This window comes from Micromonospora sp. NPDC005324, assembly GCF_040607155.1.
Lineage (GTDB): Bacteria > Actinomycetota > Actinomycetes > Mycobacteriales > Micromonosporaceae > Micromonospora > Micromonospora trifolii.
In genome coordinates this window covers 1-26,946 of record NZ_JBEXGE010000005.1, presented here as the reverse complement: position 1 = coordinate 26,946, position 26,946 = coordinate 1, and the positions used below count along the sequence as shown (strand labels likewise).

Below are 26,946 nucleotides of genomic sequence, written 5' to 3'. Positions count from 1 at the left end.
AGGGACCCCTGCTGGGCCTGACGGTTGGCTACTCGGCCTTGGCGAGTCGGAGAGCCAACTCCGGGCAGAGCTTGACCGCCTTCAGCGCGCCCTCGCGCAGCCAGGTCGGCACGGGGGTGGCCGGGAAGGCGGGGAATCCGTTCGCGTCGAGCCGGATGAAGTCCGGTACGACGTGCGCGCAGAGGCCGTGCCCGTCGCAGCGGGACCAGTCCAGGGTGAGCTTCTGCGGGTTCGCGTCGGGTGCGCCCGGCAGCCCCATCACGCCCTTGACCCGCCGGCCGCAGCCGTCGCCGGTGCTGTGCAGCCGCAGGTCCTCGGTGAAGACCTCGATCGCGGAGAGCGCGAACCGGGCGGTGCCGTCGGGGTGACTGCACGCGCCCCGGCCCCTCACCTCGCCGGCGGCGGCGCGCACCACGTCCGCCGGTTGACTGCCGGCCACTGCCAGGTCCACCGCGCGGGCCAGGTCCGGCAGGCCCATCTTGCACGGCCCGCACTGGCCGGCGGACTCGCCGGCCAGGTAGCGCACCACCTGGGCGGCCTCGCCGAGCGGGCAGGTGTCGACACCGAGCGGAATGATGATGCCCGCGCCGAGGGTGCCGCCGACAGCGGCCAGGCCCCTGCGGGAGACCTCGGCGGTCTCCGCCGCCTCCGGGGTGATCCACTTGCCGTGGTAGCCGCCCATCAGGATGCCCTGGGTGGCCGGCACCTCGCACAGGTCGAGGACGTCGCGCAGCGGCATACCGGCGGTGCACTCCACCACCGCCGGTCGGCCCGCCGCGCCGGTCACTGTGAGCAGCACGGTGCCGGGCTCGTCGTCGGTGCCGAGCGCCGCGTACTCGTACGGGCCCAGTCGGGCGCCGACGGCGAGCTGGGCGAACGTCTCGGCGTTGGACAGCAGGGTGGGTAGACCGCTGACCCCGGAGTCGCTGGAGCGCTTCTTGGTGCCCGGCGGGATGTGCGGCAGCCCGTTGATCCCGTTGACCAGTGCGCCGCCCTCGCCGGAGATGAACCGGTGCGGCACTGTGACGATCGTCGTCTGCACCGGCATCCGACGCTCGTCGAGCGCCTCCATCAGCGAGTCCCGGCCGACCCCGTCGTCCGCCACGCCGATCACGATCTCGTCGGCGTCCAGCGCGTACGCGACCAGCGCCGCGCCGTCCAGGATCAGGTGCGGGGCGCGGGTCAGCAGCACCTTGTCCTTCCAGCTGGCCGGTTCCCCCTCGCTGGCATTGACCACCACCACGGCGGCGAGGTCCTGCCGCTCGCAGGACTCCAGCACCGCGCGCAGTTTGCGGGCGAACGGGAACCCTGCCCCGCCCTTCCCCCTGAGCTGCATGCCCTCGGCGAGCTGGAGCAGTTGCGCCGGCTCCATCGGGCCGATCGGTCCGTGCACCTCCTCGTGCGCGAGCAGGTCGAGCCGGCCGTACTCGGCGAAACCGGCGGTGAGCCGGGGTTCGCCCACACAGGCGACGGGTGGCACGGCGGTCCGCATCATTTCGCCTCACCCCGCAGCCCGGCCCAGTAAGCCCCGTCCACCGCGTCGGCGCTGGCCTTGCGGCGCTTGGACTTGCCCTCGCCGGCGGCCCGCTTGGCGCGCCGGGATGCCAGGTCGACAAGGGTCGGGGTGTCGTCGACGGGCGGCGCCACCTCGTCCGGCACGTACCGGGCCGGCGGGCGCCAGTAGTCCGGCTCCTCGGGCAGATCGTCATCGACGCTGTGTCGACCGCTGCCGCTGCGCGGCGCCGACGAGATCGGGCTGCTGGAGACCGGGCCGGCCGAGATCGGCCCGACGGAGATCGGGTCGTCGGCCTGCCACCGGCGTGGGCTGTCCCACGGCTCCTCGGCGTCGTCGAAGGTCGGCTGCGGCGGCGCCGAGTAACGGCTGCCGTCGTCCTCGCTGCGGGACCGGCGACGGGACCGCTCAGAGGTCTGCTCGTCGGCGCGACGCCGACCGGTCGGCACCGCCTCGTCGCGGGTACGGGAGCCACGCCGCCGGGTCACCGGCTCCAGCTCCTCCTCGTCGCGTAGGCGGGTGCCGGTCTCCTCCACGCTGCGGCGGGCCGATCGGCTGGAAGTGGTCTCCTCCACCCGCCGGCTGCGCGAGGACCGTTCGGTGTCGCGGCGGGCGGCCGGCTCCTCCTCCCGTCGACGTCGGCTCGGCCGGGTCGGCTCGACGAGGGAACCAGGCTCGGGCACCACCGGGACGGTGAACCGTTCGGGGTCACGTCGCGCGGCCGGCGCGGCCCAGGTGGCGGTGGTGGTCTCCGCCCAGGCGGGACGCTTGTCGGCGGCCTTGCTGCGCCGACCCAACCCGGCCAGCAGCGATCGGGCGGTCTTCGCCTCCTCGGCCCGGCCCACCATCACCGCGTTGCGCACCGCTGCCTGGTGCTGCTCGCGGCTGCGCCGACCGATGGTGACCGAGAACCGGACCAGCAGGGCCAGCACCACCAGCAGGATGCAGCCGAGGTAGCTGAACATCACCCAGGGCGCTGAGGCCCGACCGGCGTTGAGGCCGTGAAAGACAGCGAACGGCCAGGCCAGGTAGGCGGTGGAGTGCAGCGTGCGCCACAGCCACTTCGGACCGACGTCGGCGAAGCGGGCGCGGATGATGCCGGTCCAGATCACGCTGACCATCAGCAGCGCGGCCACAGTGCCGAGCCCGATGTAGAGCCCCCGGCCGCCGACGAACGGCACCAGCGCGTCGGTCGCCGCCGCCCGCCCGGTGGCGATCTTGGTGAGGACGTGGAAGCCGAGCCCGGCAACGCCCAGCACACCGGTGGCCCGGTGCGCCGACTGCATCAGCACCCGGTGCGGGATGCGCAGCACCAGCCGGTCGGTGGCGAGCAGGCCGAGCATCACTGTGAGGCTCAACGCCACCAGGGAGATCACCCCGGCGAAGAACTCGGTGAAGAAGAAGCCGTACGCGTACGCCGTCTGGCCGACGCCGGTCAGCATGATCGCCGCCCAGAGCGCGGCGAGCGCCGACGCGATCAGCAGGGCGCTCGCCGACCGCGACGGGGTACGCACCCCCCGACTGCTGGCGCTGGTCCGGACCGTCGCCGCCTTCTTGTCCTGCTGTGCCCGGGCCATCTGCTCCTCGATCGTCTCGCGGCGGCGCACCACCGGCCGACCCCTGCTCCCCCATCCAGTACGGACCGGCGGGGCGCGCGGATCACCCGCCGAGGGAAATTTCTGGGCCGACATCGAACCGAGGGGCGCGGTTGTGCGTTGCACCCGCACCCACCCACCGATCTGGACAGCGACGGATGTCCATGCGTTGACACTCGCCGCAACACGCTTGTAACCTTTCAGCAAATTTCAGCCCGGCTTGCAAGATTTCGGCAAGCCGGTACTCCCCCACCGCACCACCACCCCCGCTCCCGCCCCCGTCAGGAGTCCCCATGCACCGACGTCGACGCGGCCCGGCTCTCCTCGCCCTCGGCCTGATCGCCAGCCTGCTCGTTCCCACCGCCGTGACGGCACCCCCGGCCGTCGCCGCCCCGTCCGGCGGCAAGAAGGTCATCGTCCAACTCTTCGAGTGGAACTGGCCCTCGGTGGCCAGCGAGTGCCAGAGCACCCTCGGTCCCAAGGGCTACGGCTACGTGCAGGTCTCGCCCCCGCAGGAGCACGTGCGGGGCAACCAGTGGTGGCTGGCGTACCAGCCGGTCAGCTATCGGATCGAGTCCCGCAAGGGCACCCGGGCCCAGTTCCAGTCGATGGTGAACACCTGCCACGCCGCCGGGGTCAAGGTGATCGTCGACGCGGTGATCAATCACATGTCCGGCCAGGACAACGGCGGGACCGGCTGGGCCGGCTCGTCCTACTCGCACTACGACTACCCGGGCATCTACCAGACCCAGGACTTCCACCACTGCGGCCGCAACGGCGGCGACGACATCGCCAACTACAACGACAGGTACGAGGTGCAGAACTGCGAGCTGGTCAACCTCTCGGACCTGAGGACCGAGTCGGACTACGTCCGCACGAAGATCGCCTCCTACCTCAACGACCTGCTCTCGCTCGGCGTCGACGGCTTCCGGATGGACGCCAGCAAGCACATGCCGGCCGCCGACATCGCCGCCATCAGGGGCAAGCTGTCCCGCTCCGCCTACATCGTGCAGGAGGTCATCCACGGCGCCGGCGAGCCGGTGCAGCCGACCGAGTACACCGGCAACGGTGACGTGCACGAGTTCCGCTACGGCAAGGACCTGGCCCGGGTGTTCCGCTCGGAGCGGCTGGCGTACCTGCGCAACTTCGGCGAGGGTTGGGGGCACCTGCCCACCGGCCCGGCCTCGGTGTTCGTCGACAACCACGACACCCAGCGCGACTCCGGTGGGGTGCTGACCTACCGCGACCGGGGCATCTACGCGCTGGCGAGCGCCTTCATGCTGGCCTGGCCGTACGGCTCCCCGACAGTCATGTCCAGCTACACCTTCAGCAACCGGGACGCCGGCCCACCGTCGGACGGCGCCAACAAGACGCTCAACGCCACCTGCTACTCCGGCTGGGAGTGCGAACACCGCTGGCCGGTGATCGCCAACATGGTCGGCTTCCGCAACGCCACCGAGGGCGCCGGCGTGGCCAACTGGTACGACAACGGCAACAACCACATCGCGTTCAGCCGCAGCGGCAAGGGCTTCATCACCGTCAACGACGAGGACACGGCGGTGAACGGCCGCTCCTACTTCACGGGGCTGCCCGCCGGTCGATACTGCGACGTCATCCACGGCACGTACGCGGGCGGCACGTGCAGCGGACCGGTGATCACGGTGGACGGTAGTGGCTGGTTCGCGGTGAACGTGCCGGCGCACGACGCCGTGGCCATCCACATCGGCGCGCGAATCTGATTCGACCGGGGCCCCCGGACGGCGGGTCTCGCCGAACCGGGGGCCCCGGAGCATCCGCCACCATAGAGTGGTTTCGTGCCGTTTGACCGAAAGACTCCGTACCGTCGTCGCGGCGTCTGGATCGCCGCCGCCATCGGCGTACCCGCGCTGCTGGTGACCGCGCTGCTGGTCGGCCAGGCCCTCACCCCGAGCTCGACGGCCCCCGACGACCGCAACGTGGTGGCAGCCGACCCGACTCCGAGCAGTGTGGACCAGAGCCCGGAGGAGTCGATCCCCCCGGCCGCGCCCGCCCCGGACGGGTTGCCGGTGGTCGACTACGACCCCGCGCCCGGAGGGTTCCCCGCCGATCCCCACAGCATGGACGTCACACCGCTGACCGACGGCGTGCACCCGACCAGACGGATCGCCGCGTACGACGCGCCCGGCGGACGGCCGCGCGCCTTCCTCGAACCGACCATCCGCGGTGTCGAGCTGACCATGCCGATCACCCAGCGGCGCGCCGGCTGGACGGCCGTCCTGCTCCCCTCGGCCAACCGGCGACTCGCCTGGCTGCCGCCCGGCGGGTTCGAGACGGTGCCGCTGCGCGACCAGATCGTGGTGGAACGCAAGGTCCACCGGCTCACCTGGTACCGGGCCGGCAAGGCGGTGCGCTCCTGGGAGGTCAGCCTCGGCCAGTCCGGCCAGGAGACACCACTGGGGCGGACCTTCATCCTGGGCCGCACCCCACCGCCGGAGGCTGTCTACGGCGGGGTGGACATCTACGCCCTCGGTTCGGTGCCCGACGACCCGGAGTCGGTGCCGTCCGGGCTGCGCGGCGCGCACATCGGGGTGCACACCTGGAGCCACGACGGCGAGCTGGGCGAGAACACCACGAACGGCTGTATCCGGCTGACCCGCAGCGGCCAGCGGGAACTGCTCGCCGAGGTCCGTCCCGGCAGCAGCGTCGTCGTGGTCGACCAACTGGCCGCCCCGCCGCCGACCGCCTGAGCACCGGCGGCGGGGTCACTCGCCGAGCAGCCAACCGTTCTGCTCGGCGACCCGGATCGCGTCGGCCCGGTTGCGGGCACCGGTCTTGCCGATCGCCGACGACAGGTGGTTGCGTACCGTCCCCTCGGAGAGGTGCAACGCCCTGGCCAGGTCGGCGACGCTGCCACCGCCCCGCGCTGTGCGCAGCACCTCGGTCTCCCGCTCGGTCAGCGGGCTGACCCCGGCGGCCAGCGTCTCCGCGGCCAGCGTCGGGTCGACCACCCGCAGGCCGGCGTGCACCCGGCGGACCGCGTCGGCGAGCTGGCGGGCCGGGGTGTCCTTGACCACGAAACCGCTCGCACCGGCCTCCATCGCCCGGCGCAGGTAGCCGGGTCTACCGAAGGTGGTCACCACCAGCACCCGGCAGGTCGGCAGCGCGGCCCGCAACGCCGCGGTCGCGGCGATCCCGTCCAGACCTGGCATCTCCACGTCCAGCAGGGCGACGTCGGGTGCGCTACGTCGGGCCTCGGGCACCACCTCGTCGCCCCGGCCGACCTCGGCGACCACTGTCAGGTCGTCCTCCAGCGAGAGCAGGGCGGCCAGCGCACCTCGGACCAGCGCCTGGTCGTCGGCGAGCAGCAGCCGGATCGGCGTGGACCCGCCGCTCACCGGGCCTCCCCCGGCGCGTGCACCCGCAGCAGAAAACCGTCGCCCGCCGGTCGACGGCCGACGGTCACCACCGCGTCCAGCCGCCGCGCCCGCTCCCGCAGGCCCACCAACCCGTGCCCGCTCGGGTCGGGAGTGGACGGGCCACGACCGTCGTCGCTGATCTCGACCCGATCCGGGTGCACCCGGATCACGCAGCACCGCGCCTCGCTGTGCCGGACCACGTTGGTCACCCCTTCCCGTACCGCCCAGCCGAACAACCGGTCCCACTCCTCCGGCAGCTCCGGCACCTCGGTCGACACGTCCGCCGCGATGCCCGCCGCGGCCAGCGCGGATCGGGCGCCGGCCAGCTCCGCGGCGAGACTGACCTCGCGGTACGCCCCGACCGTCTGCCGTACGTCGGCCAGCGCGGCCCGGGCCAGCGCCTCCACCTCGGCGATCTCGGTGGCGGCCCGCTCCCGGTCGACAGCGATCAGACGCCCGGCCAACTCGGCCTTGATCGCCACCACGGTGAGCGAGTGCCCGAGGATGTCGTGCAGGTCGCGGGCCGCGCGGGACCGCTCCTCGGCGACCGCGAGACGGCCGATCTCCTGTTGGGCAGCGCGGAGTTCGCTGTTGCGCTGGGCCAGTTGGGACACCCCGAACATGGCGAACGAGGCGAGCAGCACCGCGAAGACGATGCCGTTCTCCGCCTCCCACCCCGGCACCAGCCAGGAGGCCAGCACGGGGGTCACCGCGCAGAGCACCACGGCGGCCAGCGCCTCCCACGGCGGCAGCAGGAACACCGCCGCCGCGGCCACGTAGACCAGGGTGGCCAGCCAGTCCCCGCCGGTGCCCGGGAGGCTGGCCAGGCCCACCGCGAGCAGCAGCGCCAGCCCGGCCCGCGCCCGGCCCGCCGGGATCGGCTGCAGGGACTGGCGCAGCTTGCGGGCCCACTGGAACAGCAGCACGTAACCAACGCCGAAGACGACCAGGGCCACCACGCCGAGGACCCGCCGCCACGGCTCCGGCTGGCGCAGCGCGGTGGCGAGCGGCACGTTGAGGAAGAACAGCCAGACGGCGGCCAGCAGCCAGCCGGTGACCCGCCAGTGGCGGCTCACCGGCCAGGGCTGCCCGGTCGAGAGGTCCATCGGGATCACGCTAGCGGTCGCGGCCGGTCAGACCCGCGCGGTGTCCCGGCGGAACAGCCGGGCCGCGCCGACGCCGAAGAGCAGCGCCCAGAGAACGAGGTTCGCCACCGCCGCCATGCTCACCCCGTCGCCGGTCAGTGGGGCGCGGGCCAGCACGCCCATGCCGTACACCGGAGTGAACTTCGCTACCTGCTGGAGCACGTCCGGCAGGACCTCGACCGGGACGAACAGTCCGCCGAACATGGCCAGCACCGCCAGGACGGGGCCGATGATCTGCATGACGTTCTCGGCCGGCGCCAGGTAGCCGATGAAGAGACCGAACGCGGCGAAGACCAGCGAGCCGACCCAGGCGGCGAGCCCGGACAGCAGCCAGACGTACGCCGGGACGCGGACGCCGGCCACGGCACCCACCAGGAACTCGATGACGACCGCGAGCAGACCGAGACTCATCGCGGTGATCAGCTTGGTCGCCACGTACGCCGCCGGACGGAGCGGGGTGAGCCGCAGCTGTCGGCTCCAGCCCAGCGCCCGCTCGGTGGCCACCGCGCCACCGACGCTGGTGGTCGCCACCATTGCCGCGTACACGGCCAGGCTGATCATGACGTACGCCGTCACCGGCCGGCCGTTGTCCAGTGACTGCCCGCCCTGCGGCAGGCCGAAGATGAGGAAGAAGACGCCCGGCATGATCAGCGTGAAGGCGAGGGTGCGGCGGTTGCGCAGCACCCGGCGCAGCTCGATGCGCAGGGCGCCGGGGGCGAACCCGCCCAGCGCGGGCAGCCGACGGTCCGGCTCGGTGACACCGGCGCGGGTGAAGGTGGAGGTGGTCATCTCAGGCTCCGGTCTGCGCTGTGGTCAGGGCGAGGAAGGCGTCCTCGAGGTTGCGAGAGGTGATCTCGACGTCCCGGGCGGCGGTCCGGGTCAGCAGGTGCCGGGCGACGGCGTCCGAGTCGCCGGTCCGCACCAGCACGCTGTCGCCGCGCACCTCCACGACGTCCACGCCGGGCAGCGCGGCGAGCGCAGCCTGGTCGGCGCCGGGCAGAGTGGCCCGCACCGTACGGCCGGCGGCGAGGTTCTTGATCTCCGCGGTGGTGCCGTCGGCGACGATGCGCCCCTGCCGGACCAGCACGATCCGGTCGGCGTACGCGTCCGCCTCGTCGAGGTAGTGGGTGGCGAAGATGACGGTCCGTCCGCGCCGGGCGTCCCGGCGCAGGGCCTGCCAGAAGTCCCGCCGACCCTCGACGTCCATGCCGGTGGTCGGCTCGTCGAGCACCATCAGGTCCGGGTCGGGCAGCAGGGCCAGCGCGAAGCGCAGTCGTTGCTGCTGACCGCCAGAGCAGCGCCCGACCACCCGGTCGGCGATGTCGGTGATACTGGCCCGCTCCAGCACCTCCGCCGCCGGACGGGTGTGCCGGTAGAAGTGGGAGGTCATCCGTACCGTCTCGCCCACTGTGAGGTCCTTGAGCAGCCCGCCGGTCTGAAGTACGGCGGCGATCCGACCTCGGGCCACCGCTTCGTCCGGGGTGCCGCCGAGGACGCGGACGGTGCCCGTGTCCGGTCGGGACAGCCCGAGCAGCATGTCGATGGTGGTGGTCTTGCCCGCGCCGTTCGGGCCGAGGAACGCCACCACCTCGCCGGGCTGCACCCGTAGGCTCAACCCGTCGACAGCGGTGACCGCGCCGAAGCTCTTGGTGAGGCCGTCCAACTCGACAGCCGGATGCGTACTGGTCATGCCACTGATGCTCCGGCGGGGCGTACCCCGATGCCCGGAGCGGTCGTCACGGCCCGACCGTGACATTTGTCAGGGCGGCCGGATTCCGGACGCGCACAGCGGGTAACCGCCGGGCCGATACCGCGACACCGGGAGGACGCGATGGGTGCCACGCCGCAGGGTCAGGTCGACACGATCGTGCTGATCCACGGGCTCTGGATGACGCCACGCAGCTGGGAGGGGTGGGCCCAGCGGTACACCGAGCGCGGCATGCACGTCATCGCCCCCGCCTGGCCCGGCATGGACCGGTCCGTGGAGGAGTTGCGCGACGACCCCGGCCCGATCGCCGAGCAGAGCATGGCCACGATCGTGGCGCACTACGACAAGATCATCCGGGCGCTGCCCCGCCCGCCGATCATCATGGGGCACTCGTTCGGCGGCCTGTTCGCCCAGGTCCTCGCCGATCGGGGTCTCGGCGCGGCGGTGGTGGGGGTACATCCCGCGGCGGTGAAGGGGGTGCTCAAGGTGCCGCTGAGTCAGCTGCGCTCGGGCTTTCCGATCCTGCGCAGCCCCGCCAACCGCGGCAAGGCCGTTCCGTTCACACCTGACGACTTCGCCTACGCCTTCGGCAACACGATGAGCCGCGAGGACTCCGACCGGGCCTGGCGGCGCTACGCCGTCCCCGGCGCCGGGCGGGTCTTCTTCGAGGGCGCCTTCGCCAACGTCGACCCACGCTCGCCGGCCCGCGTCGACGTCGGGCGTAACGACCGGGCGCCGCTGCTGCTGATGGCCGGCGAGGTCGACCACGTGGTGCCGGCGTCGGTGGTCCGCGCCAACGCCGGGCTCTACCAGAAGTCCCGGGCCCTCACCGCGTACGAGCAGTTCGCCGGCCGGTCACACTTCACTGTCGGCCAGGACGGCTGGGAGCAGATCGCCGACTACGCGCTGGACTGGGCGCTGCGAGCGGCGGCCCTGCCCCGGGAGGCGACCATCGCCAGCGAAACCCCCCGCCGCTGAGCGGTCGGTCGCTGAGCGGTCGGTCGCCCTGCCCGGTTGCCATGATCAGGTGATGAGAAATAGCTCTGGAATGCCTCTGACAGCTGTTTCTCATCACCTGATCACGCAAGACCGCGCTGGCGGTGCGGCATGTCGGCGTCCTGGCAGGGTATCTCGGTGGGATGAGGGCCAGTTTCCGGCTTGGCCGGGTCGCGGGAGTGCCGGTCGGCGTCAACTGGAGCGTGCTGGTCATCTTCGCGTTGATCGCGTGGGGGTTGGCCGCGAACCAGTTCCCCCGCTCGTACCCCGACCACTCGCCCGTGGCGTACACCCTCGCCGGGCTGGCCGCGGCTGTGGTGTTCTTCGTCGGTCTGCTCGCCCACGAGGTGTCGCACGCGGTGGTGGCCAAGCGCAACGGGCTGACTGTCGACGGCATCACGCTGTGGCTGTTCGGCGGCGTCGCCGAGTTGCGGGGCGAGCCTCGCGACCCGGGCGCGGAGTTGCGCATCGCCGGCGTCGGCCCGCTGGTCAGCCTGCTGATCGGGGCGTTCTTCGGTGCCATCGCGGCGCTGCTCGCGCTGGCCGGGCAGGGCGGGCTGCTGTTCGGTGCGGTGGCCTGGCTGGCGGGGATCAACGTGCTGCTGGCCATCTTCAACGTGCTGCCGGCCGCACCCCTGGACGGTGGCCGGCTGCTGCGCGCCGCGGTCTGGAAGGCCACCGGCGACCGGACCCGGGCGTCGGTGGTCGCCGCCCGGGCCGGCTGGGTGCTGGGTGTGCTGCTGATCGGCCTGGGGTTGTGGCAGTTCCTGTCCGGGGTCGGTTTCGGTGGGCTCTGGCTGGCCCTGATCGGCTGGTTCCTGATCGGCGCGGCCGGGATGGAGGAACGGCAGGCACGCACCGGCACCGCGCTGCGCGGGATCCGGGTCGGCGATGTGATGACCCCGCAGCCGCAGACCGCCTCGGCGCAGATGACTGTCGCTGACTTCGTCGACCACTACCTGTTCGCGTACCGGCATTCGGCGCTGCCGCTGACCGAGGACGGCCGGCCGACCGGCCTGGTCACCGTCGACCGGGTGCGGGGCGTGCCGCCGGAGCGGCGGGCATCCACCACGCTGGCCGAGGTGGCCTGCCGAGCCGACGAGCTGGTGCTGGCCCAGCCCGGTGAGCAGCTCAACGACCTGCTCCCCCGCTTGACCGAGTGCGCCGACGGCCGAGCCCTGGTGGTGAACGAGGACGGCCAGCTGACAGGGATCGTCTCCCCCAGCGACATCAGCCGCGCCGTCCAACGCAGCACCCTCCGCACCCCCACCCCCTCCCGGTGACGCGAAGGCGGGGGCAGGGGGCAGGGGGCAGGGGGTCAGGAGTGGGGGCAGGTGTTGCGGTACTCCTGGATGGTTGATGAGGCTTGGGGTGCGGGGCAGAGGAACTGGTCGTAGCGGGTGTCGTCGTCAACGAAGCGCTTCAGCCAGGAGATGCTGTACTTGGCGACCGTCACGTTCGTCGAGGTGGGCGCGGAGTGGCTGGCGTTGTTGAGTTCCAGGTATGCCTTGTCCAGCGTGGACGGCAGGCTGGTGTAGAAGGGCTCCGAGTGCGACGAGACCGGCGCCACCGAGTCGTTCTCGGCGCCGACCACCAGCGTCGGCACCCGTACGCCGGACCAGTTCTTGACGGTGTGCCAGCCGGTCAGCGGGATAGCGGCCTGCAACTGCGGTCGTGAGTTCGCCGCCGAGAGGCTGCCGCCGCCGCCCATCGAGTGCCCCATCACGGCGAGCCGGTTGCGGTCGATCCGGGTACGCACGCCGCTGGTGTTGGTGAGGTAGTCGAGGGCCGCCAGCAGTTGCGTGCCCCGGCTGGCCGGCTGGTCGTAGCGGGACAACGTGTCGATCGTGATCACCACGAAGCCCTGCGAGGCGAGGCGCGGCCCCAGCCAGGCCACGCTGGACTGGGTGGCGGTGTAGCCGGGTGAGATCGCCACCGCGCCGAAGGTGCCCTCGGCGGTGCTGGTCGGGTAGTAGATCGTTCCGCCCCGGAAACCGCTGACGCTGGAGGCGGCGACGGTGCTCTGGGCGATGGCGAACGCGCCCCGGCTGGCTTCGATGCTGGCCACTGTGGGGGCCGGGCCGCGCTCGTACGGGCTGGCGGCGGCGTGGGCGGCCGGCGCTGCGCCCAGTCCGGTGCCGAGCACGGCCAGGGCGAGCGCCCACCGCAGACCGCGGCGGGGGCGGCGGGGGCGGCGGGTGACTGGGTCGGGGGTGATGGCGGGTACGGGCTGCATGTCTCGCTCCGAGGGGTGGAGCCGACGGTCCCGGAACGGGGGCCGGTCGATGAGATACATCGACATCAGCCAGTGTCTGCTCGATGCCCGAGCCCCACCAATCCCACCCGACCCATGCCACAGCGCTATGGCACCGGCTGGGTCACCGGGGGAAGTAGCGGTCCAGGACGTCGGTGCGGAACGTGCCCTGCGGGTCCAGGTCGGCCAGGAGCGCGGCGAAGTCGGCGTAGCGCGGGTAGCGGGCGGACAGCTCGGCCGGGTCGGTGACGAAGACCTTGCCCCAGTGTGGGCGCGGCGCGAAGGGCGCCAGCCGCTCCTCCACGGCAGCCACCACGGGCAGCACCGCCGCGGTGTCGTCGACCCAGGTGAAGTGCAGCACGAAGCTGTCCCGCCGGTAGTTCGGGCTGAGCCACAGCTCGTCGGCCGCCACCGTCCGCAGTTCGGACACCAGCAGCACCGGGGCGATCAGGTCCGCCACGTCGTCCAGCGCGGCGAGCGCGTCAGCAGCCGCCGTCCGCGCGATGTGGTACTCGGACTGCAGTTCGTCGCCGCTGCTCGGGGTGAAGCCGAGCTTGAAGTGCGGCAGCCGCTCGTGCCACGGGCCCGGTTCGCCGAGCTGCGGGGTGCAGTTCTCCGCCGGCATCCCGAGCACCGGGTGCCGGGGTTGGTCGGCGGCGGTGGTGCCCAGCCAGTCCGCAGGGGGTGGCTGCTCGTCGGCCACCTGCTTGCGCCACACCTCGCGCAGCCGGGAAGTCCGGAAGTCGGTGAAGACACTCACGCTGTACGCCGAGCCGAGCGCCTCGTCCAACGACGTCCGGTCCAGGTCGAGGCGTACGTACTGGCGCAGCGCGAAGGTCGGCACGACATCCAGGGTGACGCGGGTGACCAGGCCGAGCGCGCCGAGCCCGACCACCATGCCGGCGAACGTGTCGGTGTCACTGTCGACCCGGAGCAGATCGCCGTCGGCGGTGACCAGTTCCAGGCCGGCGACCGCGCTGGCCAGGTTGCCGTGGGTCTGGCCGGAGCCGTGGGTGGCGGTGGCCACCGCGCCGGCCACCGAGATGTGCGGCAGCGAGGCGAGGTTCGCCAGCGCGTACCCCTGGGTGTGCAGCTGTCGGGCGACGTCGCCGTAGCGCAGCGCGCCGCTCACTGTGACCTGCCCACGCTCGTGGTCCACCTCGACGACCGGGGGCAGCCCGGCGAGGCTGACCAGATCACCGTCGGTGTCGCCGAAACGGTTGAAGGAGTGCCCGCTGCCCACCGCCCGGATCCGGCTGCTGCCGGCGACGAGCCGGCGCAGTTCGTCGACGGAGGTGGGGCTGTGGAACGCCTTCGCGGCGTACCGCACGTTGCCGGCCCAGTTGCGGCGCGGAACGTCGGTCATCGACGCGGCCTGCGATCCCTGCGCGGTCATGTGGCGGTCTCCCGATCGGTGCTCTGGTGGTCGGCCAACGCGGCGACGAGGGCGCCCAGAACGGTATCCGTCTGGAACGTGTTGTAGCCACGCTGGGCGATCGGCAGACCGGCCGTCGTGGCGCGTTCGATCTCCCCCCGGGCCGCCTGCCGGGCCGACGCGTCCCCGGACATCAGCGCGTCCTGGCCGCGCCGGATCAACCTGTCGACCCGGTCCATCTGGTAGCCACGCAGGCCGACTGGGAGCTCCGGGGCCTCGAAGGCGGCGCGACGCAGCGCGAGCAGGTCGACGAACCGGTCTCCGGCATAGCGGGTGAGCGCTGCCGACACCTGCTCGGGCTGCTCACGGACCTGGTCGAGGACGAGCAACTCGACGGCCGCTCGGCCGTCGAGCGGGTGGCGGGCGGTCACCAGCTCGCGCGGCACACCCTGCGCCGGCACCAGCAGCAGTCGCGGCGGCGTCGGGTAGCCGTCGCGTCGCGGTGGCTCGTCGAGGACCAGCACGTCCACGTCGGCCCACCCGATCTCCCGACGCAGGCCAGGCCGCCGGATGCTGAGCCCTTCCGAGTGGATCCTGAACCGGAACGGCCGCAACGCGCTGACCAACGCCACCGCGCCGAGCGCGATCGCCCCCACCGCGACGATCGTCCGTAGCAGGGCGCCGTCGTTGGGATAAACCAACAAGAGCACTCCACCGAGTACGCACACCGAGGCGAGCGCACGGGACCCCCGATTCCGGCGCAGTTCCACGCTCGGACCCCCGTTCATGACCGTGGCGTCGGTCCCCGCATCTTCCACCAAACCGGGCACCGAGGACACCGGTCGATCGGGCACGGTTGTTCTCGTCATCGTCGGGGAACCCTACGCCCATGAGCAGCTACCGTGATCCGGCCCTGCGGGGCGACGTCTTCCCCTCCGAGGAGGAGCTGGACCCCACCGGCACCGAGGTCGAGCAGGCCAGCGCGCCGCCGGCCGGCGGACTGCCGAGCCACCCGTCGCCCACACCTGGTCCTCGGCCCACGCCAGCGCCCGCGCCCGCCCCGACGCCGGTGCCGGCACCGGGCCCGCCACCGCGCGCTCCCGGCGCACAGTCGATCGTGACCCGTCACCTGGACGGTTCGGTGGAGGTGGTCACCGACCTCAACGGTGACGGCGTCGCCGACGTCGTCCAGATCGACGTGGACGGTGACGGGATCCCGGACATCACCTATGTGGACAGTGACCGCGACGGGCGGCTGGACACCGTGCTGGGCGACCCCAACGCGTTCCGGACGGGCGCCCACCGGGCCTGACCCGGAGGCGCGGTCGACTCAGAGCTTCGCCATCACCTCGCTGGCGACCAGCTCCAGGTGCTCCAGGTCGCTGAGGTCCAGCACCTGGAGGTAGAGCCGCTCGCTGCCGATCTCCGCGTACCGGCCGATGGTGTCCAGCACCTCACCGGGCGTCCCGGCCAGACCATTGGCCCGCAGCTCGTCCGGTTCGCGGCCGATGGCGGCGGCCCGGCGGGCCACCTCGGCGTCGTCGCGCCCGCAGCAGAGCACCAGGGCGTTGGACCAGACCATCCCGGCCGGGTCCCGGCCGATCTCGACGCAGGCTTCGCGGACCCGGTCGAACTGCGCCGCCGTGTCCGGCACCGAGGCGAACGGCAGGTTGAACTCGTCCGCGTAGCGGGCGGCCAGCCGAGGGGTGCGCTTCGGGCCCGTCCCGCCGAGCAGGATCGGTGGACGCGGCTGCTGCACGGGCTTGGGCAGGGCGGGCGAGTTCCGGACCGGGTAGTACCGGCCGTCGTGGTCGAACCGCTCCCCCGGCGGTGTGGACCAGAGCCCGGTGATGACGGCGAGCTGCTCCTCCAGCCGGTCGAACCGCTCGCCCAGCGGCGGGAACGGGATGCCGTACGCGCTGTGCTCCTCGGCGTACCAGCCGGTGCCGATGCCCAACTCCACCCGGCCGCCGCTCATCTGGTCGACCTGCGCCACGGTGATCGCCAGCGGTCCGGGCAGCCGGAAGGTGGCGGCGGTCATCAACGTGCCGAGGCGGATGCGGCTGGTGTCCCGGGCCAGGCCGGCGAGCGTGGTCCACGCGTCGGTGGGGCCGGGCTCGCCGCTCACGTCGCCCATCATCAGGTAGTGGTCGGACCGGAAGAACGCGCCGTAGCCGGCGTTCTCGGCGCAGCGGGCGACGGCGAGCAACTGGTCGTAGCTGGCACCCTGCTGAGGCTCGGTGAAGATCCGAAGTTCCATGATCCGAGCATAGGGTTCCCCGGTCGGCCCGGGCGGCGGCATGCCGACCGGGCCGCCAGCGTCACTCAGACGTACGGCCGTTTGGCGTACGCCTCGCGGAGCGCTGCCAACCCGGTCGCCTTCGGCGTCAGGGTGCCCCACCCGGAGTTGAAGTAGTTGGTGCGCACGATGCGTGGCCCACCCTCGGCGTTGAGCTGGGCGATCGCCGCCGGCACCGTGGCGATCCAGGCCGCCTGGTTCGGGATCTCGGCCGACCTGACCCCCCACTCGGCGATGATCACAGGCCGGGACAGCGCCACCGGGCCGAGATCCGCCACCGCCCAGTCCTTCGTGCGCCGAAACCGGGCCAGCGCGGTGTGGCTGGCATTGGTGGCGTACGCGTTCCACTGGAGATGGTCGAGGCGGGACATCAGCGACTCCGGGTGGGTGCGCTGGAAGCAGGCCCGGTCGAAGCCGCCCAGCCCCACCGAGAAGGTCGTCCCGGCCGGCAGCGTCCGCGCCTTGAACCACGTCAGGATGTAGTTCATCGCCTGCACCGCCCGAGCGTCCGACTCGGCCCAGGTGTACGCCTTGCCGTCCTCGGTGGTGCCGAACTCGTGATCAGTGTCCAACTCCGAGGCGAGCTGGATGTTCACCCCGAAGCCGAGCGTCCGGTACTGCGACAGGGCGCGGGCGAACAACCCGTCGCACTGCCCCTTGAGCACCTGGCCGTACCCGTACGCCTTCGGCCAGGTCGCGCCGGGCCGCTGCTGGATGGTCATCGTCGGCGCCGGCACTGTGTAGCTGGCGCCGTCCACCGCGAAGCTCTGCGGCCCCTGGTTGGGGGCGCCGTAGTGCTTCAACTCCAGGACCATGTTCATCTGCACCCCGGTCTTGCCCAGGCTGGTCAACCAGGGCCGGTTGTAGCCGGGGAAGATGTAGCCGTCGGCGAAGCTGCGGTACTGGGTGAGGGACCGGAAGTTGCCGCCGGCCATGTCGGCGGTCGGGTCAGCGCCGCCGGACAGGTAGTAGCCGCCGAGCACGGGTTGGCCCAGGCTGTAGTCGGCAGTGGCCGTCGCGGTGTTGCCGGCGGCGTCGCGGACCTGGACGGTGACCCGGGGCATCACGCCACCGACCGATACACGGCCACGGAGCCGTTGTCGGAGACCCGGGTCCAGGTACGCCCGGAGTTGTCGGTGACGATCACTGTGAGCGGGTCGATGACCGCCGTGACCTTGACCGGCGCGCTGCTGTTGCCCTGCGCGTCGGTGACCACGATGGTGACGGTCAGCGGTTTGGTGTCGGCGTCTGAGTAGGTGACGGTCAGCAGCATCTGGTCACCCGGCGCGAAGACGGATGCGTTCAAGGCTGCGGTTGCAGTGGGAGCGGCCATGTCGGGCCCTTTCTGGCTCGGTCGCCAGGGCTCCGGCGCGCGGTTCAGCGACGTCGGACCCGGCGGGGTCCACGGTGCGAAAGGCCGGCGGGGCACGGGCTGTGGTGTGCGCTCGGCACGGCGGCTGTGCCGTGACGCCGCGGCTTCGAGGCCGGGCTGGGTGAGGGCGGCACCGGCGCTGACGATGTTGTCCCCGCCGGTCCGGAGGATCGGGATGTGGCCCGCCACCCGTCTACCTCCACCTGCCCCAAGGGTGCTCTACCAGGGGCTTTACCGTCTTGTCCGAATTGCGACAAGGGCCCGGAAGGGCTCGGCGCGACAGCTACTCGGGCGGCGTGCCCCGCACGGCCCAGGCCCGCGCGGTGAGCCGGATCGACCCGTCCGGCTCGATCGGCAGCCGGGTCGCCAGCAACTCCCGCAGCGCGGCCCGGTCGGGTTCGGCCAACGTCGCGACGTATCCCGGCGCGGACCCCTGACCGCCGAGGAACGGCGTCCAGTAGTCGGCGAAGTCGCTGAAGACCGTCGGTACGTCGACCGGCCAGACCGACACGTCGCGCAACCCGGCCCGCTCCCACAGCGTGCGGAGCGCGTCGGGCTGACACACAGTGGTGCGGTTCCCCTCGTCCAGCTTCGTCGAGGCCCTGTCGAGCTGTGCGGCGGCGGCCCAGAAGTGCCGCATCATCGCCATCCCCTGGGCGTAGTCCCAGACGTAGGCGGCCACCACCCCGGCCGGCCGGACCACCCGGGCGAACTCCGCCACCGCCCGAGCGGGCTCCGGCACGAAGTTGAGCGTCAATCCGCTGACCACCACGTCCGCGACACGGTCGGGCAGCGGCAACGCGCGGGCGTCACCGACCTGGAAGGCCGCCCGCGGGTCGGTGACCCGGGTACGCGCGACCGCGACGAAACCCTCCGACGGGTCGACGCCGGTTATCCCGACGGGATCGTCGTGGGTGAGGATCGTCGAGGTCAGCGCCCCGGTGCCGCAGCCCACGTCGAGCCAGTGCCGCCTCGGCGGCACTGCCAACCCGCGCAGGAACTCCACAGCGACCAGGCGACTCCACCGACCCACGTACGCCTCGTACGCGTCACCGTTCGCCCACACCGGCTGCACCATCCCGGAACGATACGACAGACCAGGGCTGTCGATGCTGGTGTTCAGTCGAGATGGTCGGCGGGAGCGGTCTGGAGCAGCCAGGCCAGCGGCATCCGTGCCCGCGCCTCGTAGCTGCCGTCCCCGCTCAACTGGTGCAGGGTGACCGTCTGCGCGCCGTCCCGATCGACCACCCAGTACTGCGGGATCCCCGCCGACGCGTACTCGCGGACCTTGGTCACGGAGTCCATCGCCTCCGAGCCCGGCGAGACGATCTCCACGACGAGTACGACGTCGGCAACCGCGGCCCAGACGCTGCGGGACGGCGGCTTACGCCAGACACTCACATCGGGGATGCGGCCACCGTCACCGTCCGGTCCGGAGATGCGCACACCGACTGCCTGAAGCACCTGCTCGGCGGGCCAACCCGCCACGATCAACCAGGCGAAGAGACGACTGGCGATCATGGCATGTTCCGAATCGGGCGGCGGCATGACCGACAGGACCGCTTCGGGGCTGGTCTCGTAGCGGTGACCGTTCGGGTCGGCGGCGTTCATCACTGCCACATCGTCGAGCGTCACAACGGCGGGCATGTGCATGCCGACAGCCTCAGCGCTCATGAGTCACATCCTAGGTGACCAGCGGCGCCGACCACCGCATCCGAAGGGTCAGCGACGCTCCGCGCTCCGCGGGGAAGGTCGAGGAGCCGAAGTAGAGGTCGACGCCGAGGCGGCGCAGGCTGTTGTCCAACTCGGTGACCAGCCAGCACTGGCCCACTCGCTCTGGCATCCTGAAGTAAGTGGAACCACGTTCCGCTAAGAACGATACGGAACAGCGGATCGGGGAGGTCGATCCCGCGGAAGCGGGCCGACGCCCGGCGCAACGAGGCGACACTGCTGGACGCCGCCGCCTCGGCCTTCGTCACCTCGGGCGTGGACGCGCCGGTACGCGACATCGCCGCCCGGGCCGGCGTCGGCGTGGACACCACCTACCGCCACTTCCCGACCCGCGCCGACCTCATCGTCGCCGTGTACCGGCCTTCGAGACGCTGCACGCCTACTTCCTGGACCGCCTCGTGCCGGTATGCGCCCAACTGCTCGACGCCGCCGCCACGGCCGGTGAGATCCGCCCCGACGTGACAGCCTTCGAGCTGCTGCGCGGTGTCGGCAATCTCGGCATCAGCGCCGGCGAACCCCGCTACGACGCGCGTCGCATGGTCGAACTCCTCGTCGCGGGGCTGCGCCAACACCAGGGCTCCGGGCCGAGATTAGCTTATCGATCATGGCGGACTGGGAGCTTCGGCCGGCCACAGCGGCGGACGTCGACGCGGTGGCCGAGTTGCGGGCAGTGGTGCTGCGGACCGATCTGGAGCGGCTCGGACGGTACGACGAACAGCGGGTGCGGCAGCGCCTGCGGGACGGCTTCGCACCGGCGTACACCTGGGTCGTCGAGGTGGACGGCGTCTTCGCCGGCTGCGTGGCGCTGCGGCCCGACGCGGACGCCCACTGGCTGGAGCACTTCTACCTGGCCCCGCGGCTACAGGGCAGTGGCATCGGCACGGCGGTGCTGCGCGAACTGCTGGACCGGTGCGACAGCGCCGGCACACTTGTGCGGCTGAACGTGTTGCGGGGCAGCCCGGCCCGGCGGCTGTACGAGCGGCACGGCTTCAGCCTCGACACCGAGGATCCGGTGGACGTGTTCATGGTCCGCGCACCCATGACGACCAGCGCCGAGGCACCGACGGCGTCAATGTAACGTTGACAGATGACGTCGGAGGTGGCTCGGCTGGCGGAGGTTCGCGCTACCCGCGCCCGCCTGGACGAGCGAGAGCTGGAGATCATCGACCGCGCGCGCCACGACGGTGCGACGTGGGCTGAGATCGCCACGGCACTCGGCCTCGGCAGCCGGCAGGCCGCCGAGCAGCGTCGACAGCGGCTGGTGGCGGCGCGGTGGTCGCGGCGGCAACAGCTCGACCTCGGGTTGCCGGCGCAGATCGCGGAGTTGCGGGCAGCGGTGGCCAACCTCGGCCGGTGGATCGGCGCCGACCAGCGGTGGGACAGCCGATTTCGTCGCGCGGCACTCGCGCGGAGCACTGTGGACGCCGCGCTGGACGCCGCCCCGGGCTCACTGCACGCGTTGGCAGTACACCTCGCCACCGACCTCGCCGAAGCGGGTGAGCGACTGCCCGCGCCCGCCCGGACCGCCGCGACGAAGATCGACGTCGCCCTGTCAACGACTCGTTGACAGAGCGCAGCGATATTGCCTGCTCCTCGCCCAAGCTTGAGGATGTGAGTCACCTCGACTCAACTCGGAGTGCTCATGCGTCGCAACGCGGGCCTGTTCGTGGCGATCTCTCTGCTGTCCGGCTTCGGCAGCAGTGCCATGTCCCTGGTCGCCGGCATCTGGATCCTGGACCTCACCGGCTCGACCAGCCTCGCCGCCCTCGCCGGGCTCTGCGTGTACGCCCCGGTGCTCGCCGGCCCGTGGCTGGGCGGTCTGCTCGACCGGACACCCCGGCGGCCGCTGGTCATCGCCGTCAACCTCATGCTTGCAGCCGCCCTGCTGGCGCTCCTCGCGGTACGCGGGCCGGGGCAGACGTGGCTCATCTTCGCCGTCTCGTGCGCCTACGGCGTCAGCTACGTGCTGATCGACGCCGGCGAGACGGCACTGCTGCCGTCGGCGCTCACGCCGACCGAACTCGGCGACGTCAACGGGTGGCGCTCCAGCGCCCAGGAGGGCATGAAGCTCGTGGCTCCCCTGGCCGGGGCCGGCCTCTACGCGTGGCGGGGCGGCCACGCGGTCGCCGTCCTCAGCGCGGCCATGCCGCTCCTGGTCGCCACCCTGTACGCGCTCCTTCGCCTGAAACGGACGCCGACCGACCGGCCCACGGAACGCGGCGGCGGCCCGCGTACCGGATTGGTGGTCCTGTTCGGACAGCGAGCGACACGCCTGCCGGTCGTGCTCGCCGCGGTGTCGATCGCCATGTCCGGCTTCACGACGGCGGGAATCTACGCGATCGTCGTGACCGAGCTGCGCCTGCCGACGACGTTCCTGGGGGTGCTGGCGAGTGCGCAGGGCGCCGGTTCCATTCTCGGTGGCCTGATCGTCGGCCGGCTGATCGCGGCACGAGGTGCGGTTGCCGTCGGTGTCGCCGGAACGGCGCTGTTCGCGATCGGCTGCCTGGCGCGCTGCCTGCCGTGGTGGCCGGCCACCGTCGTCGGGGCGGTGGTGGCCGGCGTCGGGCTGCCCTGGGCCCTGGTCGCCGCGGTGACCGCCGTGCAGACCCACACACCGTCGGCGCTTCTCGGACGCGTCTCCGCGACGGCCAACACCGCGATGTTCGGGCCGCTCGTCGTCGCGATTCCGCTCGGCTCCGCGGCCGTCCACCTCGGCGCCCGCCCGCCGCTCATCGCCGCCGCGGCGATCTGCCTGACCGCCGTGGTGGTGGCCACGTTCCGCCGCCGGTCGACACCGCACGACGAGACGCCAACCGTGCCCACACCGCGCCGAACGGTTGGAGCGGGCCCGGCGGGCCGCTGACCGGGGTCAGCCGCGAACCGGATGGGTCGCCTGGAAGGCGAGTCGGCGGTCCGCGTCGGCGGCGATCTGGTCGAGGATGTCGTCCAGGTCGAGGAAGACCGACCAGCGCTCGCGGCCGGTGACGTCGGCCAGCCGGTCCACGAGCAACTTCTCCAGGTCGGTGACCCGCTTTCCCTTCCACACCTTGTCGGCCACGCTGACCAGCAGGCCGTCGACGTCGATGCCGTCCCGGTGCCAGGACGCGTGTTCGCGCGCGAACCGGGCCGACGACTCGGCGACACCGTGCTGGAGCAGCAGCTCGTAACCGGCGGGCTCGTGCGCGGACCCGGGCCCGGACAGCTCCTCCGGGTGCCGGACCTTGCCGATGTCGTGGGTGGCGGCGCCGAAGAGCACCGCCTCGCGGTCGAACGGGAGTTGCGGGAACCGGTGCGCCATCGCGTCGGTGAGTTGCGCGGCCACGTCGTGCACGGCCCGCAGGTGCGCGGCGAGGCGCGGCGGCGCGTCCAGGGCCTCCAGCAGGGCGACGACCCGGTCGGGCAGGGGCCGCAGCGGCGGGTCCGCGGGTGCGGTGAGGGCGCGGCGCAACGAATCGGACGTCACCCCAGCAAGGGTACGACCACCACGCGCGCCCGGTCCCTCTCGCGGGGCAGCCAGAGCTGGTTCGTCTTGGCTACGCTCCCCGACACCAGCGAAGGGGTCCACCGGTGAGAGATCGACTACGGCAGGTCGCGATGGTTCTGCTCGGCGCGGCGCTGTTCGGCACGGCCGGTCTGAGCCTCGGCTCCTGGTACGCCGGCCGCGGCACCGCGCCATTCAGCTCCGCCCAAGCCCAGAGCATGGCGGCGGAACTGCTTCCCGGCGCAGAAACAGTCATGTCGGACGTCGGCCACCACTACCGCTACGGGGTGATGGCCCCCGACGACTTCGGCTCGGCGTACGCGAGATTCCACTACAGCGACACTGTCGCCTGCGGGCACTCCGAGTCGGTGCAGCGCAACGCCACCGCCTTGGGTTGGCAGGGCAGTCACCGGGTGACGGGCTCGCCATGCGATGGCTGGCGGGCCGAGCGGGACGGGCTGACAGCCACGCTCACCCAGGCGGACAGCATGGCGATACTGAGCTTCACGCCAGCCGTGCCCGATGGCTACGTCGCCGTTACGCTCGCTGCCACCGTCCTGGGCGCCGCGGCTGGAGCGGCGCTGTTCTGGCTGGTGGGACGGCAACGTCCGCCCGTACCCCGACTGGTTGGCTCGCTGGTGACGATCGTTCTCCTCCCGGGCGTCGTCTTCACCTGGCAGGGCCTGATGGCGCATGGTTTGGCTGAGCCGACGTGGCCGGTCTGGCGGGGCCTCGCTCCCGTGTGGGTGCCGCTGGCGCTCGTGCTGCTCCTGGCCGGGGTGATCTTCTATGTGGGTCGGCGGGAGCCGAGACGGGTTTCCGGCCCGAGCAAGCCCTGAGCCGTTCGCCGTGCGCCTGGATACTGTCTAGTCATGCCGCTCAGTCCGGACGAGATCGAGCTGTTCGAGCACTCCAGGCCCCGCCTGGAGGCGATCGCCTATCGCCTGCTGGGCTCGGCCAGCGACGCGGAGGACGCCGTCCAGGACACCTTCCTGCGCTGGCAGGGCGCCGCCCGGGAGCACGTCGAGACGCCCGAGGCGTGGCTGACGAAGGTCCTCACCAACGTGTGCCTCAACCAGCTGACCTCGGCGCGGGCCAGGCGGGAAACCTATGTGGGCACCTGGCTGCCCGAGCCGGTCCTCGCCGGGGACCGGATGCTCGGCCCACTCGACACCGCCGAGCAGCGCGAATCGGTCTCGATGGCGGTGCTCACCCTGCTGGAGCGGTTGTCGCCCAACGAACGCGCGGTGTACGTGCTGCGGGAGGCCTTCGGCTACCCGCACGGCGAGATCGCCGAGATCCTCGGCATCACCGAGTCGAACTGCCAGCAGACCTACCGGCGTGCCAAGCAGCACGTCACCGCCGAACGGGCCCGTGCGGAGGTCGACCAGGCCGCCGCCCGGAGGATCGTCGCGGAGTTCCTCACCGCGGCCAACAACGGCGAGATCCAGCGGCTGGTGGAGTTGCTGACCGACGACGCGACGAGCACCGCCGACGGCGGCGGCAAGATTCCGGCCCGGGCCGCGCCGATCGTCGGCGCGCTGGCGGTGGCGAAGTTCCTGCGGGGTCTGTTCAAGCCCGCCGACGTCAAACGGGACCTGGTCGGTGGCAGCCCAGCCATGTACGTCACCACCGCCAACGGCGCTCCGGCGGTGGTGGTCGTGATCGACGACCGGGTCATCGGCGTGATGTCGCTGGAGGTGACGCCCGAGGGTGTCACGACCATCCACAACCAGGTCAACCCCGACAAGCTCGGCCGCGCCACCCGGCAGTGGTCCGCCTCGGAGCACGAGGAGCCCACCCTCCACGCCTGGTGATCCAGCTCATAGCCGACTCCTGTCAGGAATTGCGTCGCTGTCCGGTTCAGGAAGCGACCACCACCGAGACAGGAGTGCCACCATGAAGCACCGCATCGTCGTCCTCGGAGCGGGTTACGCCGGAGCCATGGCCGCCGGGCGCCTCGCCAAGCGGCTGCACCCGGACGACACCGAGATCACTCTCGTCAACGCCGACGCGGATTTCGTCGAGCGGGTCCGCATGCACCAACTCGCCGCCGGACAGGACCTCACACCACGCCCCCTGAGCAAGGTCTACGCCGGCACCGGCGTCAACCCTCTGCGGGCGCGGGTCACCGCCGTCGACGCCGATCGCAGGACCGTCGCGCTCGTCGACGACAACGGCACCGACGAGATCGCGTACGACACGCTCGTCTACGCCCTCGGCAGCGTTACCGCCGATCACGGCGTCCCCGGGGTCGCCGAGCACGCGTACGACATCGCCGGCAGGCCCTCGGCGCTGCGGTTGCGCGACCGCCTCGCCCACCTCGCGGCCGGCGGGACCGTGCTCGTCGTCGGCGGCGGCCTCACCGGCCTCGAAGCGGTCACCGAGATCGCGGAGACCCGGCCGGACCTCGATGTCGCGCTCGCCGCACGCGGGGGTCTCGGCGACTGGCTCAACGGCAAGGCGCAGCAGCACCTGCGTGGCGTCTGCGACCGGCTCGGCATCGCCGTGCACGAGCACAGCGACATCGCGCGGGTCGAGGCGGCCGGTGCTGTCACCCGCGACGGTCGGGAGATCCCGGCCCAGGTGACGGTGTGGACGACCGGCTTCGCCGTGCACCCCATCGCCGCCGCCACGACCCTGGCGGTCGCGGAGACCGGGCAGATCATCGTCGACGCCAGCATGCGGTCGGTCTCACACCCCGAGGTGTACGCGGTGGGCGACGCCGCGATCGCCGAAGGACCGGGCGGCAAGCCGCTGCGGATGTCCTGCGCCTCGGGCATCCCGATGGCCTGGCAGGCCGCCGACGCCATCGCCGCACGGCTTACCGGTCGGGCGAAGTTCCCGAAGGCCCCGCTGCGCTACTTCAACCAGTGCATCAGCCTCGGCCGCCGCGACGGCATCATCCAGTACGTGACCGCCGACGACCGGGCCAGGCCGGCCCTCCTCACCGGGAAGTTGGCAGCCCGCTACAAGGAGTTCGTCTGCACGGGCGCCGCCTGGAGCATCGCGCACCCGGTCCTGTACCCGGTTCGCCGCCACCGCGTCGTCCCGACCCGATCGGAGATCCACACGGCCGCCTCCTGAACGCACGTGCGCCAGCCCTAGGCTGGCAGCGCGAGCGGTCCTCGGTGGTCGCTCTCGTGGCCCTAACCGAGTCGGGCTATTCGGGAGGCTCGAACTCCAGGGGGACCGTCCGGCTGAACGGGCAGCTGACACTGATCAACACCGGCCCCGCGCCGATCACGATTCGCGCTATCCAAGCGGAAAGGCCGGGCATCCAGGTACGCGGCATGGGTCAAGCCCGGCTGATACGCCCGGGTGGCACCGGCCAGATTCTCGTTGATCTGACATTGGAGTGCTCGACCGCGTTCCAGCCGGAGCCGCTGTCGGTGCGGTTCTCCGTCGAGACCGAGGACAAGCGGCTCAGAGAGGCGCGCTATCCGGTCGCTCTCGTCGGGAGCGCCTGGCAGGAGGATGCCCTGCGCATGTGCGAGCCCCGGCTCGACTCATAGCTGCGGCGACCCACCTACCAGCGGCTCATCGAGGTACGAGGACCCGTCGCCAACCGGTCGGCGGAGTTCCGGCCGCGTGGCGTTGTGGGGCGGGCCGGAGTCCCGCTGGGTGCCGGCCCGCCCGCATTCGCCCGAAGCCGACTATCCGGCGTGGCCCCAACCGGCTTGAGCTGGCGCGGCCATCCAGGTGGCCGCCAGGATGGCCCCGACGGCAGCTGCGTAGATGACACGACGGATTCGCATGATGTCTCCCTCACCAGGGGTGTGTGCCGCCTCCTGAATAGGCGACAGCGCTGACGGAACGTTGAAGGCCCCCACATATCCATCACCCGATACGTTCGCCGGCGTCCTGGGTGATTGGACGTCAGCGTATTTCCGATAGTTGGGCGTCCGCTACGATCGGTGCCTGTTCCGAACAGTCGCGCCCTGTCCGGGCTGCTCACGGCTCTGTCCGGAGTTGTTCGGGCCCCTCAGAGGGTGGTTCGGAGTGTTAGGTCCGTTTCTGGGCGAGGGTGAATACTCCGGGCTCGTCTTCGGTGAGGACCTGGCGGTTGACCATGCGTTTCA

The 26,946-nt window shown here is 71.7% G+C and carries 28 protein-coding genes and 1 pseudogene; 13 read left to right on the top strand and 16 right to left on the bottom strand.

Going from position 1 to position 26,946, the window contains the following annotated elements:
- Positions 1-28: 28 nt before the first annotated feature.
- Both ABZS40_RS06660 and ABZS40_RS06655 read right to left on the bottom strand, forming a co-directional pair.
- Positions 29-1,495: an NADH-ubiquinone oxidoreductase-F iron-sulfur binding region domain-containing protein gene (locus tag ABZS40_RS06660; protein ID WP_354942378.1), complete on the bottom strand. Its 1,467-nt coding sequence runs from the start codon at positions 1,493-1,495 to the stop codon at positions 29-31.
- Positions 1,492-3,123, bottom strand: coding sequence for a ferric reductase-like transmembrane domain-containing protein (locus tag ABZS40_RS06655; RefSeq protein WP_354942377.1), 1,632 nt, complete (start codon positions 3,121-3,123; stop codon positions 1,492-1,494). The genes ABZS40_RS06660 and ABZS40_RS06655 overlap by 4 nt, the downstream gene beginning before the upstream one ends.
- A gap of 278 nt (positions 3,124-3,401) precedes the next feature.
- On the opposite strand from ABZS40_RS06655, the gene ABZS40_RS06650 reads away from it, so the two are divergent.
- Both ABZS40_RS06650 and ABZS40_RS06645 read left to right on the top strand, forming a co-directional pair.
- A complete protein-coding gene (locus tag ABZS40_RS06650; protein WP_354942376.1) occupies positions 3,402-4,847 on the top strand; it encodes an alpha-amylase family glycosyl hydrolase in 1,446 nt (481 codons plus the stop codon).
- 75 nt (positions 4,848-4,922) lie between these two features.
- The gene (locus ABZS40_RS06645) at positions 4,923-5,834 is read left to right on the top strand and encodes a L,D-transpeptidase (protein ID WP_354942375.1); all 912 of its coding nucleotides are present in this window, start codon (positions 4,923-4,925) and stop codon (positions 5,832-5,834) included.
- Between the two features lie 15 nt (positions 5,835-5,849).
- On the opposite strand, the gene ABZS40_RS06640 is transcribed toward ABZS40_RS06645, so the two are convergent.
- Genes ABZS40_RS06640 through ABZS40_RS06625 form a run of 4 tightly spaced genes read right to left on the bottom strand, consistent with a single transcriptional unit; the run spans position 5,850 to position 9,338 of the window.
- Entirely contained in the window at positions 5,850-6,482 is a 633-nt protein-coding gene (locus tag ABZS40_RS06640) for a response regulator transcription factor (RefSeq protein ID WP_354942374.1), read from the bottom strand.
- Positions 6,479-7,609, bottom strand: a complete 1,131-nt coding sequence (locus tag ABZS40_RS06635; protein WP_354942373.1) for a histidine kinase — start codon at positions 7,607-7,609, stop codon at positions 6,479-6,481. Before ABZS40_RS06635 ends, ABZS40_RS06640 begins: the two co-directional genes overlap by 4 nt.
- A 27-nt stretch (positions 7,610-7,636) precedes the next feature.
- A complete protein-coding gene (locus tag ABZS40_RS06630; protein ID WP_354942372.1) occupies positions 7,637-8,437 on the bottom strand; it encodes an ABC transporter permease in 801 nt (266 codons plus the stop codon).
- 1 nt (position 8,438) lies between these two features.
- Entirely contained in the window at positions 8,439-9,338 is a 900-nt protein-coding gene (locus ABZS40_RS06625) for an ABC transporter ATP-binding protein (protein WP_354942371.1), read from the bottom strand.
- A 141-nt stretch (positions 9,339-9,479) separates the two neighbouring features.
- Here ABZS40_RS06625 and ABZS40_RS06620 point away from each other — a divergent pair, with 141 nt between their 5' ends.
- Together ABZS40_RS06620 and ABZS40_RS06615 are read left to right on the top strand one after the other, a co-directional pair.
- On the top strand, positions 9,480-10,334 hold the full coding sequence (locus ABZS40_RS06620; RefSeq protein WP_354942370.1) for an alpha/beta fold hydrolase: 855 nt from the start codon (positions 9,480-9,482) through the stop codon (positions 10,332-10,334).
- A gap of 161 nt (positions 10,335-10,495) precedes the next feature.
- Positions 10,496-11,635, top strand: a complete 1,140-nt coding sequence (locus ABZS40_RS06615; RefSeq protein ID WP_354942369.1) for a site-2 protease family protein — start codon at positions 10,496-10,498, stop codon at positions 11,633-11,635.
- A gap of 35 nt (positions 11,636-11,670) precedes the next feature.
- On the opposite strand, the gene ABZS40_RS06610 is transcribed toward ABZS40_RS06615, so the two are convergent.
- The 3 genes from ABZS40_RS06610 to ABZS40_RS06600 all read right to left on the bottom strand — a co-directional run bounded on the left by ABZS40_RS06610 (position 11,671) and on the right by ABZS40_RS06600 (position 14,685).
- Entirely contained in the window at positions 11,671-12,588 is a 918-nt protein-coding gene (locus ABZS40_RS06610) for an alpha/beta hydrolase (protein WP_354942368.1), read from the bottom strand.
- 142 nt (positions 12,589-12,730) lie between these two features.
- Positions 12,731-14,002: an FAD-binding protein gene (locus ABZS40_RS06605; RefSeq protein WP_354942367.1), complete on the bottom strand. Its 1,272-nt coding sequence runs from the start codon at positions 14,000-14,002 to the stop codon at positions 12,731-12,733.
- Entirely contained in the window at positions 13,999-14,685 is a 687-nt protein-coding gene (locus ABZS40_RS06600) for a hypothetical protein (protein ID WP_354942366.1), read from the bottom strand. Before ABZS40_RS06600 ends, ABZS40_RS06605 begins: the two co-directional genes overlap by 4 nt.
- A gap of 185 nt (positions 14,686-14,870) precedes the next feature.
- Between ABZS40_RS06600 and ABZS40_RS06595 the strand changes: the two genes are divergently transcribed.
- Entirely contained in the window at positions 14,871-15,293 is a 423-nt protein-coding gene (locus tag ABZS40_RS06595) for a hypothetical protein (RefSeq protein WP_354942365.1), read from the top strand.
- Positions 15,294-15,311: 18 nt separating this feature from the next.
- Here ABZS40_RS06595 and ABZS40_RS06590 read toward each other — a convergent pair whose 3' ends face one another.
- The 6 genes from ABZS40_RS06590 to ABZS40_RS06565 all read right to left on the bottom strand — a co-directional run bounded on the left by ABZS40_RS06590 (position 15,312) and on the right by ABZS40_RS06565 (position 19,495).
- Positions 15,312-16,241: an LLM class F420-dependent oxidoreductase gene (locus ABZS40_RS06590; RefSeq protein WP_354942364.1), complete on the bottom strand. Its 930-nt coding sequence runs from the start codon at positions 16,239-16,241 to the stop codon at positions 15,312-15,314.
- Between the two features lie 65 nt (positions 16,242-16,306).
- The gene (locus tag ABZS40_RS06585; protein WP_354942363.1) at positions 16,307-17,344 is read right to left on the bottom strand and encodes a hypothetical protein; all 1,038 of its coding nucleotides are present in this window, start codon (positions 17,342-17,344) and stop codon (positions 16,307-16,309) included.
- Positions 17,344-17,613 carry a hypothetical protein gene (locus ABZS40_RS06580; protein WP_354942362.1) on the bottom strand — a complete coding sequence of 90 codons (270 nt, stop codon included), beginning with the start codon at positions 17,611-17,613 and terminating at the stop codon, positions 17,344-17,346. Before ABZS40_RS06580 ends, ABZS40_RS06585 begins: the two co-directional genes overlap by 1 nt.
- A gap of 322 nt (positions 17,614-17,935) precedes the next feature.
- Positions 17,936-18,730, bottom strand: coding sequence for a class I SAM-dependent methyltransferase (locus ABZS40_RS06575; protein WP_354942361.1), 795 nt, complete (start codon positions 18,728-18,730; stop codon positions 17,936-17,938).
- 41 nt (positions 18,731-18,771) lie between these two features.
- On the bottom strand, positions 18,772-19,326 hold the full coding sequence (locus ABZS40_RS06570; RefSeq protein ID WP_354942360.1) for a Uma2 family endonuclease: 555 nt from the start codon (positions 19,324-19,326) through the stop codon (positions 18,772-18,774).
- Between the two features lie 10 nt (positions 19,327-19,336).
- Entirely contained in the window at positions 19,337-19,495 is a 159-nt protein-coding gene (locus ABZS40_RS06565; protein ID WP_354942359.1) for a hypothetical protein, read from the bottom strand.
- Positions 19,496-19,530: 35 nt separating this feature from the next.
- On the opposite strand from ABZS40_RS06565, the pseudogene ABZS40_RS06560 reads away from it, so the two are divergent.
- From ABZS40_RS06560 to ABZS40_RS06545, 4 genes and pseudogenes are all read left to right on the top strand, one after another.
- Positions 19,531-19,949: pseudogene (locus tag ABZS40_RS06560) on the top strand (helix-turn-helix domain-containing protein); the annotation flags it as partial.
- Positions 19,950-19,987: 38 nt separating this feature from the next.
- Positions 19,988-20,461, top strand: coding sequence for a GNAT family N-acetyltransferase (locus tag ABZS40_RS06555; protein WP_354942358.1), 474 nt, complete (start codon positions 19,988-19,990; stop codon positions 20,459-20,461).
- Positions 20,462-20,470: 9 nt separating this feature from the next.
- Positions 20,471-20,950: a hypothetical protein gene (locus ABZS40_RS06550; protein WP_354942357.1), complete on the top strand. Its 480-nt coding sequence runs from the start codon at positions 20,471-20,473 to the stop codon at positions 20,948-20,950.
- Positions 20,951-21,025: 75 nt separating this feature from the next.
- On the top strand, positions 21,026-22,246 hold the full coding sequence (locus tag ABZS40_RS06545; protein ID WP_354942356.1) for an MFS transporter: 1,221 nt from the start codon (positions 21,026-21,028) through the stop codon (positions 22,244-22,246).
- Between the two features lie 6 nt (positions 22,247-22,252).
- Here the strand turns inward: ABZS40_RS06545 and ABZS40_RS06540 are convergent, their stop codons facing one another.
- Positions 22,253-22,846, bottom strand: coding sequence for an HD domain-containing protein (locus ABZS40_RS06540; protein WP_354942355.1), 594 nt, complete (start codon positions 22,844-22,846; stop codon positions 22,253-22,255).
- Positions 22,847-22,950: 104 nt separating this feature from the next.
- Here ABZS40_RS06540 and ABZS40_RS06535 point away from each other — a divergent pair, with 104 nt between their 5' ends.
- The 4 genes from ABZS40_RS06535 (at position 22,951) to ABZS40_RS06520 (ending at position 26,379) form a co-directional block, all read left to right on the top strand.
- Entirely contained in the window at positions 22,951-23,703 is a 753-nt protein-coding gene (locus tag ABZS40_RS06535; protein ID WP_354942354.1) for a hypothetical protein, read from the top strand.
- 33 nt (positions 23,704-23,736) lie between these two features.
- Positions 23,737-24,681, top strand: a complete 945-nt coding sequence (locus tag ABZS40_RS06530) for an RNA polymerase sigma-70 factor (protein ID WP_354942353.1) — start codon at positions 23,737-23,739, stop codon at positions 24,679-24,681.
- Between the two features lie 82 nt (positions 24,682-24,763).
- Positions 24,764-25,951: an FAD-dependent oxidoreductase gene (locus ABZS40_RS06525; protein WP_354942352.1), complete on the top strand. Its 1,188-nt coding sequence runs from the start codon at positions 24,764-24,766 to the stop codon at positions 25,949-25,951.
- 56 nt (positions 25,952-26,007) lie between these two features.
- Positions 26,008-26,379, top strand: coding sequence for a hypothetical protein (locus ABZS40_RS06520; protein WP_354942351.1), 372 nt, complete (start codon positions 26,008-26,010; stop codon positions 26,377-26,379).
- Positions 26,380-26,946: the final 567 nt, after the last annotated feature.

Excerpts from the sequence above, each read along its gene's own strand:
- ABZS40_RS06660 (WP_354942378.1), bottom strand. The coding sequence starts at position 1,495 with ATGATGCGGACCGCCGTGCCACCCGTCGCCTGTGTGGGCGAACCCCGG.
- ABZS40_RS06650 (WP_354942376.1), top strand. The coding sequence starts at position 3,402 with ATGCACCGACGTCGACGCGGCCCGGCTCTCCTCGCCCTCGGCCTGATC.
- ABZS40_RS06635 (WP_354942373.1), bottom strand. The coding sequence starts at position 7,609 with ATGGACCTCTCGACCGGGCAGCCCTGGCCGGTGAGCCGCCACTGGCGG.
- ABZS40_RS06630 (WP_354942372.1), bottom strand. The coding sequence starts at position 8,437 with ATGACCACCTCCACCTTCACCCGCGCCGGTGTCACCGAGCCGGACCGT.
- ABZS40_RS06625 (WP_354942371.1), bottom strand. The coding sequence starts at position 9,338 with ATGACCAGTACGCATCCGGCTGTCGAGTTGGACGGCCTCACCAAGAGC.
- ABZS40_RS06620 (WP_354942370.1), top strand. The coding sequence starts at position 9,480 with ATGGGTGCCACGCCGCAGGGTCAGGTCGACACGATCGTGCTGATCCAC.
- ABZS40_RS06615 (WP_354942369.1), top strand. The coding sequence starts at position 10,496 with ATGAGGGCCAGTTTCCGGCTTGGCCGGGTCGCGGGAGTGCCGGTCGGC.
- ABZS40_RS06610 (WP_354942368.1), bottom strand. The coding sequence starts at position 12,588 with ATGCAGCCCGTACCCGCCATCACCCCCGACCCAGTCACCCGCCGCCCC.
- ABZS40_RS06605 (WP_354942367.1), bottom strand. The coding sequence starts at position 14,002 with ATGACCGCGCAGGGATCGCAGGCCGCGTCGATGACCGACGTTCCGCGC.
- ABZS40_RS06595 (WP_354942365.1), top strand. The coding sequence starts at position 14,871 with ATGAGCAGCTACCGTGATCCGGCCCTGCGGGGCGACGTCTTCCCCTCC.
- ABZS40_RS06590 (WP_354942364.1), bottom strand. The coding sequence starts at position 16,241 with ATGGAACTTCGGATCTTCACCGAGCCTCAGCAGGGTGCCAGCTACGAC.
- ABZS40_RS06585 (WP_354942363.1), bottom strand. The coding sequence starts at position 17,344 with ATGCCCCGGGTCACCGTCCAGGTCCGCGACGCCGCCGGCAACACCGCG.
- ABZS40_RS06580 (WP_354942362.1), bottom strand. The coding sequence starts at position 17,613 with ATGGCCGCTCCCACTGCAACCGCAGCCTTGAACGCATCCGTCTTCGCG.
- ABZS40_RS06575 (WP_354942361.1), bottom strand. The coding sequence starts at position 18,730 with ATGGTGCAGCCGGTGTGGGCGAACGGTGACGCGTACGAGGCGTACGTG.
- ABZS40_RS06570 (WP_354942360.1), bottom strand. The coding sequence starts at position 19,326 with ATGAGCGCTGAGGCTGTCGGCATGCACATGCCCGCCGTTGTGACGCTC.
- ABZS40_RS06565 (WP_354942359.1), bottom strand. The coding sequence starts at position 19,495 with ATGCCAGAGCGAGTGGGCCAGTGCTGGCTGGTCACCGAGTTGGACAAC.
- ABZS40_RS06555 (WP_354942358.1), top strand. The coding sequence starts at position 19,988 with ATGGCGGACTGGGAGCTTCGGCCGGCCACAGCGGCGGACGTCGACGCG.
- ABZS40_RS06550 (WP_354942357.1), top strand. The coding sequence starts at position 20,471 with ATGACGTCGGAGGTGGCTCGGCTGGCGGAGGTTCGCGCTACCCGCGCC.
- ABZS40_RS06545 (WP_354942356.1), top strand. The coding sequence starts at position 21,026 with ATGCGTCGCAACGCGGGCCTGTTCGTGGCGATCTCTCTGCTGTCCGGC.
- ABZS40_RS06530 (WP_354942353.1), top strand. The coding sequence starts at position 23,737 with ATGCCGCTCAGTCCGGACGAGATCGAGCTGTTCGAGCACTCCAGGCCC.
- ABZS40_RS06525 (WP_354942352.1), top strand. The coding sequence starts at position 24,764 with ATGAAGCACCGCATCGTCGTCCTCGGAGCGGGTTACGCCGGAGCCATG.